Source organism: Streptococcus sp. SO4, from assembly GCF_030440055.1.
GTDB lineage: Bacteria > Bacillota > Bacilli > Lactobacillales > Streptococcaceae > Streptococcus > Streptococcus nidrosiense.
Genome location: NZ_JAQFJI010000002.1, coordinates 1 through 13006 on the forward strand (window position 1 = coordinate 1; position 13006 = coordinate 13006).

Sequence of the window (13006 nt, forward strand, 5' to 3'; positions counted from 1 at the left end):
TCCTCCTTCAGCGTTCTACTTGCATGTATTAGGCACGCCGCCAGCGTTCGTCCTGAGCCAGGATCAAACTCTCATTAAAAGTTTGAGTTCTCACTCATTTCTGTCACTGACAGATTTATTGTTTTTTCATTGTTCAGTACTACAACTTCAGTTGTAGTGCCCTGCACATTGGTTCGTCTTGTTCAGTTTTCAAAGGTCTTTGTCACTCGCTTCTCTCAAGTGACAACTATATTAGTATATCACAGCCGCTTTCGCTTGTCAACACTTTTTTGAAACTTTTTTTAATTTTTTTCATCTAGTGTTCCATCTGCTTCATACTATAGTCCGTACGGGATTCGAACCCGTGTTACCGCCGTGAAAAGGCGGTGTCTTAACCCCTTGACCAACGGACCAGAGTTGTTATTTTCAACTCTTACTATTATACCGACTTTTCTTACTTTGTCAACACCTTTTTTTAATTTTTTTTAGAAGTCTTGTAATCTTTCCTTCAGCTCTCTGAGAAGGGCTTTGCGACCTTTAAATCGTTCGTCTGCCCAGAGGCGTTCATAAGCTTCTTGCTTATCTTCTGGTAATTTTCTTCTATAAGTATTCAACAATTCATGAAGGGCGTAGTAATCATCCAACCACAATCCTCCTTCTGGTAGGCGATGGCTAATCTCCCCTACTTCTTCGTAGGCCATCCGGTCTAGGCGACGCTTTTGACTCTCTTGTTTTCTGACGCTATCAAGGATTCGATTGCGAAATTTTGTTTTGAAGTAGACGTAGAGTTTCTTTTCTTCTTCCACCAGTTCTGGATGGTGTTCTAAAAGTTCATGAAGACAGATCATGCCTTCTTGGTCCCAATCTTCTTTCTCCCACAGGTGGAGGTAGTAATCTTTTCTACATTTATGAACAATTCCTTTTACCTTCTCATAGTACTTCTCAAGCATTTGCTTTCCCCCTTTCTCTGCTTGTAGTATAGCAGAGAAAGGGGGAAAGAAGGGCCATCGTTCCTATCTTGTGTTTTTTCAAGTCTGTAATGTTATGGATTATGAGTTTGTAATTCACATAAAGCTTGCTAGTTTTTCATGGTCTAATTTTCAGACAAAGCAAAAAGCCCACCGTTGTAGGCTTTTTGTAAAACAAATCTTAAAATTAAAGCATTTTGTTGTAGAATTCAACGACAAGTGCTTCGTTGATTTCTGGGTTGATTTCATCGCGTTCTGGCAAGCGAGTCAATGAACCTTCCAATTTTTCAGCGTCGAATGATACGAATGCTGGACGTCCAAGAGTTGCTTCTACTGCTTCAAGGATAGCTGGAACTTTCAATGATTTTTCACGAACTGAGATCACTTGACCTGGGGTTACACGGTATGATGGGATATCAACGCGTTTTCCGTCAACAAGGATGTGGCCGTGGTTTACGAATTGACGAGCTTGACGACGAGTAGTCGCAAGACCAAGACGGTAAACAACGTTATCCAAACGACGTTCCAAAAGAAGCATGAAGTTGAAACCTAGGATTCCGCCTTTGATTTTTGTAGCTTGTACGAACAAGTTACGGAATTGTTTTTCACCTACACCGTAAGTGAAACGAAGTTTTTGTTTTTCAGCCAATTGCAAACCGTATTCTGACAATTTAGAACGGTTGTTTGGTCCGTGTTGTCCTGGTACGTAGTTACGACGTGCCAATTCTTTACCTGTACCTGTAAGTGAAAGGCCAAGGCGACGAGCTTGTTTCCAAGATGGTCCTGTATAACGTGACATGTGAATGTCCTCCTGATATAAATAATATTTCGGTGGAAATAGTCACTTAGAAAGCCCTGATTCGTGCAGATGCCCTTCGCCTAAACAGCCAAGGTTACTTATTATAAGACACCTGTTGACGAGCTTCATGCTTTCCTGCTGATATTTCACACAAAATCCATTTTACCATGAATCGCTGGATTTGTAAAGGGGGGTTAAGCTTTATTTTCACTACCAGAAAGGTTGAGAAGGAGGGTAAAGGTGCTTCCTAGGCCGTACTGGCTGGTAACTGTGATTTCTCCACCTAATTGATGGGCCAATTCACGCGCAATCGCAAGGCCTAAGCCATGACCACCTGTTTTCATATTACGCGAAGTTTCGACACGATAAAGGCGTTTGAAAATATTCTCCAAGTCCTCTGGGGCAATCCCCTGTCCCTCATCCTTCACACTGATTGAAAGCTGGCTCTTCTCCAGTTTAGCTACCACCTCCAGCTTGGTTCCTGGTGCAGAGTATTTAAAAGCGTTATTAACCAGATTAACCAAGATACGAGAAAGTTTGGCATAATCTCCTTCAATCCGTGCAGACTCAGGAATCACTTGCAAGTGGACATCTCTCTCCTCCTGCTCAATCAAAAATTGAAATTCACTCATGCACTCAATCAAGAGCTGATCCAGAAAAATGCTGTCTTTTCCAGTCGTCTTCTCCTGATTTCTAGTTGTATTAAGGGTTAAAAAATTCAACTCTTCAACCAGTTTATTAAGCCGTTCTGTCTGGCGTCCAATGGTTGCTAGATAATGGGCTTGTTCTCCTTCCTTGATAACCCCGTCCAAAATCCCTTCTACCGTCGCTTGGATCGAAGTGATGGGAGTCTTGATATCATGCGATAATTGGGCAATCATCAAGCCCTTTTCCCGTTCGCTTTCTTCCAAGGAATCAAAGGTCGCCTGTAAATCATGAGACATTTCATTGAAAGCTTGCCCTAACTGCTGAAATTCTACAGGCCCTTGAACCTCCAGATTTGAAGGAAAATCCTTGTCCGCTACTCGCTTAGCATGTTCCTTGAGTTTGTCCAATGAAGTAAAGACTGGTGATAGGAGAAAGAGACTAATCCCAGCACCGACAAAACTTGCCATGAGAGTCATACCCACTAGGAAATAAATCTCTCTTTCGTCAATTAACATTCGCTGGACGGCCCAAAAAACCACGATAATCGTTAGGAGTGTTGAAATGATATAACCTACTAGAATATAATTTTTTAATTTCATTGACTACCTCGTGCTTTCTCAATTTTGTAGCCCAAACCCCAGACGGTTTTGATGGTGGGCGTTTCTGGACTGGCATATTTAGCCAACTCCTGCCTCAATGCATGAATATGAACATTCAAGGTATTGGTATCATCCACATAGTCTTCTTGCCAGACCTTTTCATAGAGATCTGTCTTAGAGAAAACCCGCTTTGGATTGCTGGCTAAAAGCCATAAAAGCTCGAAGGATTTGACTGTCAAATCAAGTGCTACATCTCCGACTTGGACCTCATGACTACCGTGATTCATCCGTAAATCCCCGAGACTGACGACTTCTGTCTCACCTCCACGATGAAGGCGACGCAAGATATTGTGGACACGCAAAACCAGCTCACGAGGGCTAAAGGGCTTGGCAATAAAGTCATCTGCCCCTAAGCTCAGGCCATAAATCTTGTCCTGCTCGCTAGTCTTAGCTGTGATAAAGAGAAAAGGCTGATCTTGAGATTGATACTGGACCTCACTAATCAAATCATAACCATCCATCCGAGGCATCATGATATCTGTAATAATCAAATCAATCGCTTTTCGCTTGAAAATTTCCAAGGCCTCTACTCCATCATGAGCTACCAAAACCTGATATCCTGCCTGAACCAGATAGCGTTGATGAATATCTGTGATTTCTACCTCGTCGTCAACGAGTAAAATTGTCTTTCCCATCTGTCTCTCCTTTGAAAAAAACAGTGCTATACCACAATAGTATAACACTATTTTAATCTCTTTACGAACATTCTAATCGCTATCTGGATTTTTTAAATCCTAGATAGAAAGTCTGTAGCTAGACTAGTCATTATCCTCTTTTTTAGCTTTCAAACCGAGACCACCTAGCAGTCCGGCCAAGGCGAGTCCAAAGAAACCAAGAGTAGCCATTGAGGTTTGGGCTTCACCAGTATATGGAAGCATGTCTTTTTGCTCTTTCATTTGATCAGCCATCATTGGACTTGATACCTTATTATTAGATGCCATCTTGCCTTCATCAGACATTTTGCTTGAGGCTGCTGGAACTTTGTCTTGCTTCATACTTGGAGTTGCCATTAGCTGACTAACATTCATGGTTTTGTCTCGCTCTTTGTTAGGCATCATCTTATCCCGGCTAGCAGCTGGCATTTGAGCTTTCATATTAGAAGCACCTTGATGACTATTCATCATTGGAGTCGGCATAGCTGAACCATTAGAAGATGGAACGAAACCTGACTGCATCGGAATAAGAGACTGATGTCCATTCAAGTTCACTGTCAAATCCTTAGTCGCTACGAGGTTAGTCAAATCGGCCTTGCCATCTTTCGCACCGTACACTTTAATAGTAGCTTTATAGATTTGAGTGCCGTTTTGTTTTAACAAGTCAAGCAACTCTTTGTCAGATTTGCCTTGGGTACCTGCCAAGTCTACTTCGTAGAAGTAAAGGCCTTTGCCCAATTTCTCTACTGGTGGGATAGCAGAATTTTTGGCTGAGCCGTTGTCGGACCATGGGGCTTTGTCTGAGGCTTTCAAGATAAGGCGAGTCAACATGCCGTCGCCGGCGAAGAATTCGTATGGAATGACTTGGTTAACTCCGGCTGTGAATGGGCCTGGGAAGTTAGCCTTGTCCAAGTAAGAAGATGGGACATCTACTGTGTCTTTGGTGTTGTCGGCCACACCTTTTTGAACTTCAGTAGGGGTGGTCAAGCCGTTCAAGTTGACATCCAAATCCTTAGTCGCTACGAGGTTGCTCAAATCTGCTTTGCCATCTTTCGCACCGTACACTTTAATAGTAGCTTTATAGCTTTGAGTGCCGTTTTGTTTTAACAAATCAAGCAACTCTTTATCTGATTTACCTTGAGTACCTGCCAAGTCTACTTCATAGAAGTAAAGGCCTTTGCCCAATTTCTCTACTGGTGGAAGGGCCGGATTTTTGGCTGAGCCGTTGTCTGACCATGGGGCCTTATCGGATGCTTTTAAGATGAGGCGGGTCAACATGCCGTCGCCAGCGAAGAATTCGTATGGAATCACTTGGTTGACTCCGGCTGTGAATGGGCCAGGGAAATTAGCCTTGTCCAAGTAAGTAGCTGGAACATCAACTGTGTCTTTGGTATTATCAGTCACGCCTTTTTGAACTTCAGCCGGGGTGGTTAAGCCGTTCAAGTTGACATCCAAATTTTTAGTGGCTACAAGATTAGTTAAGTCAGCTTTGCCATCTTTCGCACCATACACTTTAATAGTTGCTTTATAGCTTTGTGTGCCGTTTTGTTTTAACAAGTCAAGCAACTCTTTGTCAGATTTGCCTTGGGTACCTGCCAAGTCTACTTCATAGAAGTAAAGGCCTTTGCCCAATTTCTCTACTGGTGGAAGAGCAGGATTTTTAGCTGAACCGTTGTCTGACCATGGAGCCTTGTCTGAGGCTTTCAAGATAAGGCGAGTCAACATGCCGTCGCCAGCGAAGAATTCGTATGGAATGACTTGGTTAACACCGGCTGTGAATGGACCAGGGAAATTGGCTTTATCCAAGTATGTAGCTGGGACGTCTACCGTGTCTTTAGTGTTGTCGGCTACACCTTTTTGCACTTCGGCTGGAGTGGTTGCTGGTTGATCTTCACTTGCTTCACGGTCTTGTCCAGTAACTGCAGGCGCAGGATTTGTCGCAGGTTTAACCACATCTTCTGTTTCTTTCTTAGATTCAGGTTTTGCTTGCACTTCTTCTTTTGGCGCTACCACTTGGTCTTTAGCAGCTACATCCGCTTTTTCTGGTGAGCTTGTAGTATCCAAGCTTGCTTTAGGTGCTGAGTCTGCCTGCTCTGAAGGAAGAGCTGTATCGACTGCTTCTTTGAGAAGTTCTGCTGGTAAGTCGCTCTTTGCACTCACCGAATCTGTATCTGGCACGACTTGAGCAGGGGTCGGATTGACCACATCGGCACGTGCAGAACTTGGTTGCCCGACTAGGACAAAGAAGCCACTGGCCACAACAACTGAGGCAACACCGACACTAAGACGGCGAATAGACCAACGAGTATATCTTTGATTTGGATTGAATTTCATAGGATTCTCCTTAGAGTTTTTCTTTATTTGATGACTCTAGTATAATCTCCTAAAATTAAAAAGGATTAAGAAAAAGTTAAAATTTTTCTTAAATCCCTCTTATAAAATACTTATATTGACTCAATAGTCATTGAAAAAAAGAATAGTCATTCCTCTTCTACTCACTGAGGCTTGCTAGGGTATCCAAATATTGGTTATTGATCACTGCCATGATATAGGAGTCAGCTTTCAATAGATCATTTGGTCCAAACTGTACATCCAAAGGAGCATTTTCGTAGTCACGAAAACCGAGGATATTGAGATTGTACCGTCCTCTAAGATTTAATTGGCTAAGGCTCTTTCCTACCCACGATACAGGAACTTTCATTTCTACAATTGAGACATTCTTGTCTAACTGAAAGACATCTACACTATTATGGAAGAGAATCGTCTGTGCCAAAGAGCGTCCCATCTCAAACTCTGGTGAAATGACTGAGTCTGCACCTATTTTTTCAAGGACTTTTTTTGCTGTATGGCTTTTAACCTTAGCAATAACAGTCGATACACCCAGACTCTTGCAATGCATGACTGCTAGAACACTAGACTCTAGATTTTCACCAGTTGCGACGACTACTGTATCACAAGTATCAATCCCCGCTGATAGCAAGAGGTCCTCATCTGTGATGTCACCAACAACGCCACGCGCTAAGACCGGTTCAAATTGATTGATTCGTTCCTCATGGTCGTCAATGGCTATGATATTTACATCATGCTTAGCGAGAGCAGCCAGAACACTACTCCCAAAAATACCCAAACCTAAAATTCCGATTGTCCGATCTGACATAGTTTATCCTTTCTTATCCTATGGTTATATCTGCTTTCATATAGTGAATCATATCTTTCTTATCTGGTCGATACTCAGCCAAACTGACTAATAGCGTCAGTGGCCCAATTCGTCCGATAAACATCAGTAGCATGACAATGCTGAGAGCTAATTTGCCTAATTCTGGTGTCAAATTAGCAGTTACTCCAACCGTGGCAAGCGCTGAAATTGTTTCAAACATCAGATAGATAAATTTCGGATTCCCTTCTGCTGTTATTCCTAGTAAAATCAAGCCAACCAGAAAAGTCAATAAAAAAATAATGAAGACACTGAATGATTTTTGGACTGTCCGAGGTTCAATCGTTCTCTGTGCTACATTGGCATGAGGTAACCCTAAAAGTTCACTGCGTGCGAATACCAACAAGACAAAGAAGGTTGTGATTTTTAGTCCCCCTGCTGTACCGCCAGGTGCCCCACCCAGAAACATCTGCAAAATATAGATCATCAAGGTAACAGGACTAGCCTGAGTAAAATCAATAGACGCAAATCCTGCCGTCCGCATGCTGACAGTTTGGAAGAAACTAACCAGCAATTTATCTGGGAAGCTGAGATTGCCAATCGTTCCCGAATTGTTCCACTCTATCAAGAGGGTTGAAACTGTTCCAGCAAATAAAATCCCCGCTGTTAAGAAGAGGACTAGCTTAGTATGGAAACGTAGACGACGCTTTTTCTTCTTTCCTAATTGGGTAGCCAAGTCGAACCAAACCATGAAACCTAGACCACCCGTAATAATCAAGCCTGCTATCACTAAATTAATCAAAGGATCAGTTTGAAAAGCTACTAAACTTGTACTTCCAAAATTATCAAATCCAGCATTACAGAAAGCTGAAATTGCTACGAAAATGGAAGTAAAAATTCCTCGGCCCCAACCAAACTCGGGGACAAAACGAAAACTCAGTAGAAAGGCTCCTAAACCTTCTACTAAAAAAGTCGTCAAAAAGATGGAACGTAGGAAATCCTTCAAAGACTGAGTTTCTTCAAAACTAAAACTCTCCAGAATCGTTTCACGACCTCGAAGACTTAGCTTTTGCTTGCTTTGAATATAGAAGACTCCTATAAAGGTCATGAGCCCCAAACCACCAATCTGAATCAAGACCATACAAATCAGCTGCCCCCAAACATTGTAGGTAGAAGCGACAGGTAAGGTAAACAGTCCTGTCACACAGACCATGGATACAGCTGTAAACAAATGATCAAAATAACCGGCATGAGATGTTGGAGCTTGTACGAGTGGTAGACTCAACAGGAGGGAACCTAGAAAAATAACCAAAGCAAAGCTTAAAAAGATTCGCCGAGCAGGTGATAAACGCCCCAAAGTGGTATTTATTTTTTCAACAATTAATTTTAATAACATAGCTACATTGTACCACAAAAAGCTGAGAATACTCACATATGACTAACGATCTCAAGACAGAGTTCTAGCGCCTTTTCAAAAGCTTCCGCACCCCAATCGCGCTGGTCATAGTTATCAAGATCTGCCAATGAATCAGCCGTAAACAGCAACTCACCCCAGATAACTCCACGAAGTTGAGCCACTGCCGCTAGAGCTGCACACTCCATCTCTACAACTGCACAGCCTTCTTCCTTGCGATAGGCAACTTTTTCAGTGGTTTCTCGGTAAAATCCGTCTGTCGACCAGGTCATGACTTCTTCGTAAGGGACACCTAGTTGTTCCAAGACTTGCTCGATGGCAGAAACAGCTTCTACATGAACATCCATATAACGAGATGGTGGCGCATAATGGTAGCTGGCTCCTTCATCACGCAATGCTCTGACTGGAACTAGAAAGGCATTTTCTTCTATATTAGTAAGCACCCCACAAGTACCGGTGGAAATGATTTTCTCCACACCGTAGCCAATCAACCAATCCATAAACTGGGCTGCTGGTGCAGAACCAACAGGAGCCTGGGCCAAACACACTTTTTCACCTTTGTAGTCCATAACATAAACAGGATAGGTTTTAGTGGCAGAAATGAACTCCCCAACGCACTCTGCTCCCACTTCCTGAGCATAGCGGTCAATTTCCTCCTCCAAAAACGCATAAATACACTTCTTTGGCAACTGTAAATCTAAACCTTCATGGTTGGGCATAATGACTGCCTGAGGATTGTCATCAAACTCTAAAATAGGAATAGCGTGTTTCTGAATCATAGAATACCTCCTCTAAATTTTTACTATTATATCAAAAGCAGAAAGAAAGTCAAAGTGAAGTCTAAATAAAAAACTTATCTTAAGGCAATGACCCCCTATGCTCAAAAAAACTGGAATTGGTGTTGCCATGGGCAACGCTCCTCAAGAATTGAAAGATGGAGTAGCCTTTGTGACAAAGACCAACAATGAAAACGGGGCTAGACAAGCTGTTGAAACCTATGTCCGGATTTAGAAACTATTTAAAATAGACACATAAAGGAAAACTGCACCCTACAGTTAAGCTAAAAATTCTAACTGTGAGGTGCAGTTTATTTTTGCAAAGGTTCAAATCATATTTGACCGAAAATCTGCTATTACTGTTTCAATAAGATTATAAAGACTTAAACTAAGTGCCTAGTCATGCAAAAAATCGAAAGTCATCATATACTGTTTAAAACTAATAGTTATTACGATAATCTCTTTACTTTTCGATTATCAACTCTATAAATGGCTAGCATATCTAGTATCAACCATGTATCACGGGGGTATGCAACATAGCGCGATTCCCAGATTGGATTAAACTTTTGTTTATATTGTCTAAGACCACTAAAGGAATAAAAGCGATTGGTAAAAGCATAGATGAGATAAGCCACTTTTTCCTGTAAGAAACTATGTTTCTCAGTTCCTACATTTGACAAGGGTGCCATACCTAAATCAAAGAAGATAACTCCTTCTTCTTTAAAATAAAGTAATAAGTTTACAAAAAGATAATCCATGATACCATCAGGGGCTGTCCTTAAGTGGTAGCGCATCAAATCAATACTGGCTTCTTCAGGTCCGTTACTTGCTAAAAAAGTAACAAAAGCCTGAACGTTATCATCCTTATCCCTTACAAGTGCGATCGGTGCTAGTTGAATATACTTTTCATCAAAGTAACCAAGTGAAAAACCTTTTTCTTGGCGGCCATCTAACCAGCTATCCGATATTTCTTTAAGGACGCTTAGCAAATCCTCATCAAAGGGAGGTTCTAAAACTTGAAATTGATATCCCTTATTCTCCAACTTATTAACAATCGTTCTAAATTTCTTCCCATGTTTCCCTTCGATTGTAAATCTCTCTAATGGCACCTGAGCAGTCTCGCCAAACTTCATAAAGTCATACCCATATTCATGAAGCAAGAGCGTCGTTTCTTGATTAACTTCATAGAAAATAACAGCTACATTTGCAGCCTCTGCATCTTCTAAAAACTGTGATAAGCCTTTTTCTAAATAGCCCGACTGCGCTAGTGGATCCGACATGACAACATACTTGTTGTTTTCAATTGCAAATTGGAACACCACTTTGTCTTGGCCATACTCTTGGTACCAATATAAGTATTTATCACCTAAAAAAGCTAAGGCCGCATCTAAATTGAGATTTGGTATTGTACTAACAAAATCTTGATAACGTTGCTTATCAAAGCTTTCTCCAATTTCCCCTTTGAATTGATTACTTTTACGAAGAAGCAACACATATAGAGACACCAAAACAAGGGACACACTAAGAAGATAAAGCCAATGTGTCATTACGTGAGAGAAATGGTTTAACTGAAACACATGATGAGGATTCAAATGCCCTAGCAAAACTAGTGTCAAAAAGAGCGTTCCACCAATATAAATAATATCTTTGCAACAATCTTCCCAAACATAGATATAATGCCTGCGAACAAATGTATCTTTCTTCCACCAAATGAGAGATAAAAGTTTGATTAAGAAAATACTACTTATTAAAGAAAAAGAACCAATATTCAAATAAACAAGGCTAACCAAACCTAGTCCAGTCGTAAGTGCTAAGGTAAATTTCAATCGTCGTTTGACTATTCTTGCTAGCAGAAAGAATAGAACACCGAGAAGGATACTAGGAAGTTGAAAAACAAACTGACCAGTACTAGTTGCAAGATCTTTAAGCAAAGGAAGATGCTCTAATTCTTGAGGAACTATAGCTGAAACGATAAAAAAGAAGCCAAAAAGTCGTAACCCCCAAACTAATACAATAGTGGATAAAGTCTCAATGACCTTGTGTGGAATTCCTAAATACTTCTCATTAAGTCGTCCACCCATATTTTTCAAGAATAGAACAACTCCTAAACCAAAAGGAAGAATATAATAGAATAACCTAAATAAAAGTAACCAACTTAGTGCCTGAGTCTTATCAATCCCAAGGCCAACTAAACCAGATACCATAATTAAATCAAAACTACCTAGACTACCAGGAATCATTGACATAATCCCGATTGTAATCGCAATCATAAAAAGGGGGATGATGTCATAAATCGGTAAATGAAACCCTAAAACAGATCCAACTAAAAGGAAAAAACCAATGATGCTAGCCCAATCAAGAGCTGAAGCCAATACTAATGATAAAATTGTTCTTCCACTCAGCTGACCAAAATAAGCCCAATTTTTTCTATTTGAAACAAATAGTACAATTGGAAGATAGAGACTAGCTCCTAAAAGAGCTGGCCAATACTGTTTAATCCCAATTGATACAGGGAATAACCCTGTTAAAACTAAGCTGATTAGAGCAAACAGTGAGAATCCACTCATGAAATAAGGAATGACACGAGAAATCCCCTGCATACTTTTTTCAGGTCGTTCTTCATCTCCATAGAAAGAATATCGTAAACCAACATCCACCAAACCGGCAAAACCAATCATATTATTCAAGCTATTAATAGTCCAGCTAGTTTCGAGTAAGTAAGAAATTTTTTGTTTTTGATGAAGCTCTTGATTTAAGATTCTATCATAGATGATCATTGGCGCAACGGCCATAAAACCAAACAATGCTAAACAGATGACATTTAGTGGAGACAGTCCTCCCAGTATTTCTTTAATCTTATCAAACGAAATTGTTTTAAAAAGTCTAGTTATCTCTACAATAACTAGACTAGTAATAGACAGAAATAAAACGAGTTTGATAAGTGTTTGCCATTTTTTAAGCCAATTCAAAAGCATTTGCAAACTCTACTCCTTTTATCCTAATAATGTCTGTAGAATCGGAACCACAATTACAAATAAAACCGTACTGAGAGTGACCACATTCGTTGAAAACTCAACATCGCCTTTTCCTTGATTGGCAAGGATAGGAAGAACCGCTAAAGCAGGTGTTGCTGATTGAATCATAAAGGTTCTAAATTCTGATGCTACCATATTTGGAGAGAAGAACTTCAAAACTAGGAGCATGATGACCGGCGCAAGGATAAAACGACCAACCAGTGTGATAATGGTATCCTTATCAAAGCGAATGGTCTTAAGTCCCGCCTTCGCTAGAACGATACCAATATAGACAAGTGATAATGGCGTTGTTAAACTACCAATATAGGTCAAGGTACTTTCCGCAAAACTTGGAACAGGCAGACGGAGCACTAAAAAGGCGAGGGCTACGAGAAAACCTAATAAAGGAGCAGGGAAGAGCTTCTTCCAATTAAATTTTTGAGTCTGTTTTGAAGCCCCTTCTTTGCTATCAGAAGTCATCAGATAGACACCTAAGGTCCAAGTAGAGATAGTATTTGTAATATAATATACCAAGAAGTAAGGAAGGGCTTGATCCCCAAACAGAGCGATATTTAAAGGCAAACCAATGAAAATAGTATTGGCATTGACAAAGGTATTAATCATGGTTCCTCGGCGTCCTGAGCGCACTTTAAAAACTTTCACCGCAATAAAGGCCGCTAGATAACCAAGAATGAAGGCGATAAACGTATAGAGCAAACCACCAGACAAGCTAATCAGCTTATCTAAGGTTAAATATTTAAGAACAGAGGTAAAAATTGCCACAGGCATAGCCACATTCATAATGAGTTTAGATAAGTCATTTCCAAAACTCTCTTGGAACCAACCACGGACTTGCAAGAAATAACCAAGAATGATGATGACGATAATGGGTACAATACTCTGAATTGACGTTATAAAGATTTCCATAGTCTCCCTTTCTTT

At 40.6% G+C, this 13006-nt stretch carries 11 protein-coding genes, 1 tRNA gene and 1 rRNA gene; 1 reads left to right on the forward strand and 12 read right to left on the reverse strand.

Annotation, left to right across the window (positions count from 1 at the left end):
- From PCY08_RS01190 to PCY08_RS01235, 10 genes are all read right to left on the reverse strand, one after another.
- Nucleotides 1-79 (reverse strand): 16S ribosomal RNA (locus PCY08_RS01190); the annotation flags it as partial.
- Between the two features lie 241 nt (nt 80-320).
- A tRNA-Glu gene (locus PCY08_RS01195) sits at nt 321-392 on the reverse strand.
- A 72-nt stretch (nt 393-464) separates the two neighbouring features.
- A complete protein-coding gene (locus PCY08_RS01200) occupies nt 465-929 on the reverse strand; it encodes a sigma-70 family RNA polymerase sigma factor (protein WP_301559173.1) in 465 nt (154 codons plus the stop codon).
- Nucleotides 930-1134: 205 nt separating this feature from the next.
- The gene (gene rpsD, locus PCY08_RS01205) at nt 1135-1746 is read right to left on the reverse strand and encodes a 30S ribosomal protein S4 (protein WP_000092756.1); all 612 of its coding nucleotides are present in this window, start codon (nt 1744-1746) and stop codon (nt 1135-1137) included.
- 194 nt (nt 1747-1940) lie between these two features.
- Nucleotides 1941-2993: a cell wall metabolism sensor histidine kinase WalK gene (locus PCY08_RS01210; RefSeq protein WP_301559174.1), complete on the reverse strand. Its 1053-nt coding sequence runs from the start codon at nt 2991-2993 to the stop codon at nt 1941-1943.
- Nucleotides 2990-3688, reverse strand: a complete 699-nt coding sequence (locus PCY08_RS01215) for a response regulator transcription factor (protein ID WP_301559175.1) — start codon at nt 3686-3688, stop codon at nt 2990-2992. The genes PCY08_RS01210 and PCY08_RS01215 overlap by 4 nt, the downstream gene beginning before the upstream one ends.
- Before the next feature lie 123 nt (nt 3689-3811).
- Complete coding sequence (locus tag PCY08_RS01220; protein WP_301559176.1) at nt 3812-6040, reverse strand: fibronectin-binding SSURE repeat-containing protein; 2229 nt, start codon at nt 6038-6040, stop codon at nt 3812-3814.
- A 157-nt stretch (nt 6041-6197) separates the two neighbouring features.
- Complete coding sequence (locus PCY08_RS01225; protein ID WP_301559177.1) at nt 6198-6863, reverse strand: TrkA family potassium uptake protein; 666 nt, start codon at nt 6861-6863, stop codon at nt 6198-6200.
- A 13-nt stretch (nt 6864-6876) separates the two neighbouring features.
- On the reverse strand, nt 6877-8256 hold the full coding sequence (locus PCY08_RS01230) for a TrkH family potassium uptake protein (RefSeq protein ID WP_045762638.1): 1380 nt from the start codon (nt 8254-8256) through the stop codon (nt 6877-6879).
- 32 nt (nt 8257-8288) lie between these two features.
- Complete coding sequence (locus tag PCY08_RS01235) at nt 8289-9053, reverse strand: nucleoside phosphorylase (RefSeq protein ID WP_301559178.1); 765 nt, start codon at nt 9051-9053, stop codon at nt 8289-8291.
- Between the two features lie 97 nt (nt 9054-9150).
- On the opposite strand from PCY08_RS01235, the gene PCY08_RS01240 reads away from it, so the two are divergent.
- Entirely contained in the window at nt 9151-9285 is a 135-nt protein-coding gene (locus tag PCY08_RS01240) for an HAD family hydrolase (RefSeq protein WP_241768466.1), read from the forward strand.
- Nucleotides 9286-9499: 214 nt separating this feature from the next.
- Here PCY08_RS01240 and mprF read toward each other — a convergent pair whose 3' ends face one another.
- Together mprF and PCY08_RS01250 are read right to left on the reverse strand one after the other, a co-directional pair.
- The gene (mprF, locus tag PCY08_RS01245; protein ID WP_080936291.1) at nt 9500-12025 is read right to left on the reverse strand and encodes a bifunctional lysylphosphatidylglycerol flippase/synthetase MprF; all 2526 of its coding nucleotides are present in this window, start codon (nt 12023-12025) and stop codon (nt 9500-9502) included.
- A gap of 18 nt (nt 12026-12043) precedes the next feature.
- A complete protein-coding gene (locus tag PCY08_RS01250; protein ID WP_045762622.1) occupies nt 12044-12991 on the reverse strand; it encodes an AEC family transporter in 948 nt (315 codons plus the stop codon).
- Nucleotides 12992-13006: the final 15 nt, after the last annotated feature.

Coding starts and splice junctions, on each gene's coding strand:
- PCY08_RS01200 (WP_301559173.1), bottom strand. CDS start 929: ATGCTTGAGAAGTACTATGAGAAGGTAAAAGGAATTGTTCATAAATGT.
- rpsD (WP_000092756.1), bottom strand. CDS start 1,746: ATGTCACGTTATACAGGACCATCTTGGAAACAAGCTCGTCGCCTTGGC.
- PCY08_RS01210 (WP_301559174.1), bottom strand. CDS start 2,993: ATGAAATTAAAAAATTATATTCTAGTAGGTTATATCATTTCAACACTC.
- PCY08_RS01215 (WP_301559175.1), bottom strand. CDS start 3,688: ATGGGAAAGACAATTTTACTCGTTGACGACGAGGTAGAAATCACAGAT.
- PCY08_RS01220 (WP_301559176.1), bottom strand. CDS start 6,040: ATGAAATTCAATCCAAATCAAAGATATACTCGTTGGTCTATTCGCCGT.
- PCY08_RS01225 (WP_301559177.1), bottom strand. CDS start 6,863: ATGTCAGATCGGACAATCGGAATTTTAGGTTTGGGTATTTTTGGGAGT.
- PCY08_RS01230 (WP_045762638.1), bottom strand. CDS start 8,256: ATGTTATTAAAATTAATTGTTGAAAAAATAAATACCACTTTGGGGCGT.
- PCY08_RS01235 (WP_301559178.1), bottom strand. CDS start 9,053: ATGATTCAGAAACACGCTATTCCTATTTTAGAGTTTGATGACAATCCT.
- PCY08_RS01240 (WP_241768466.1), top strand. CDS start 9,151: ATGCTCAAAAAAACTGGAATTGGTGTTGCCATGGGCAACGCTCCTCAA.
- mprF (WP_080936291.1), bottom strand. CDS start 12,025: ATGCTTTTGAATTGGCTTAAAAAATGGCAAACACTTATCAAACTCGTT.
- PCY08_RS01250 (WP_045762622.1), bottom strand. CDS start 12,991: ATGGAAATCTTTATAACGTCAATTCAGAGTATTGTACCCATTATCGTC.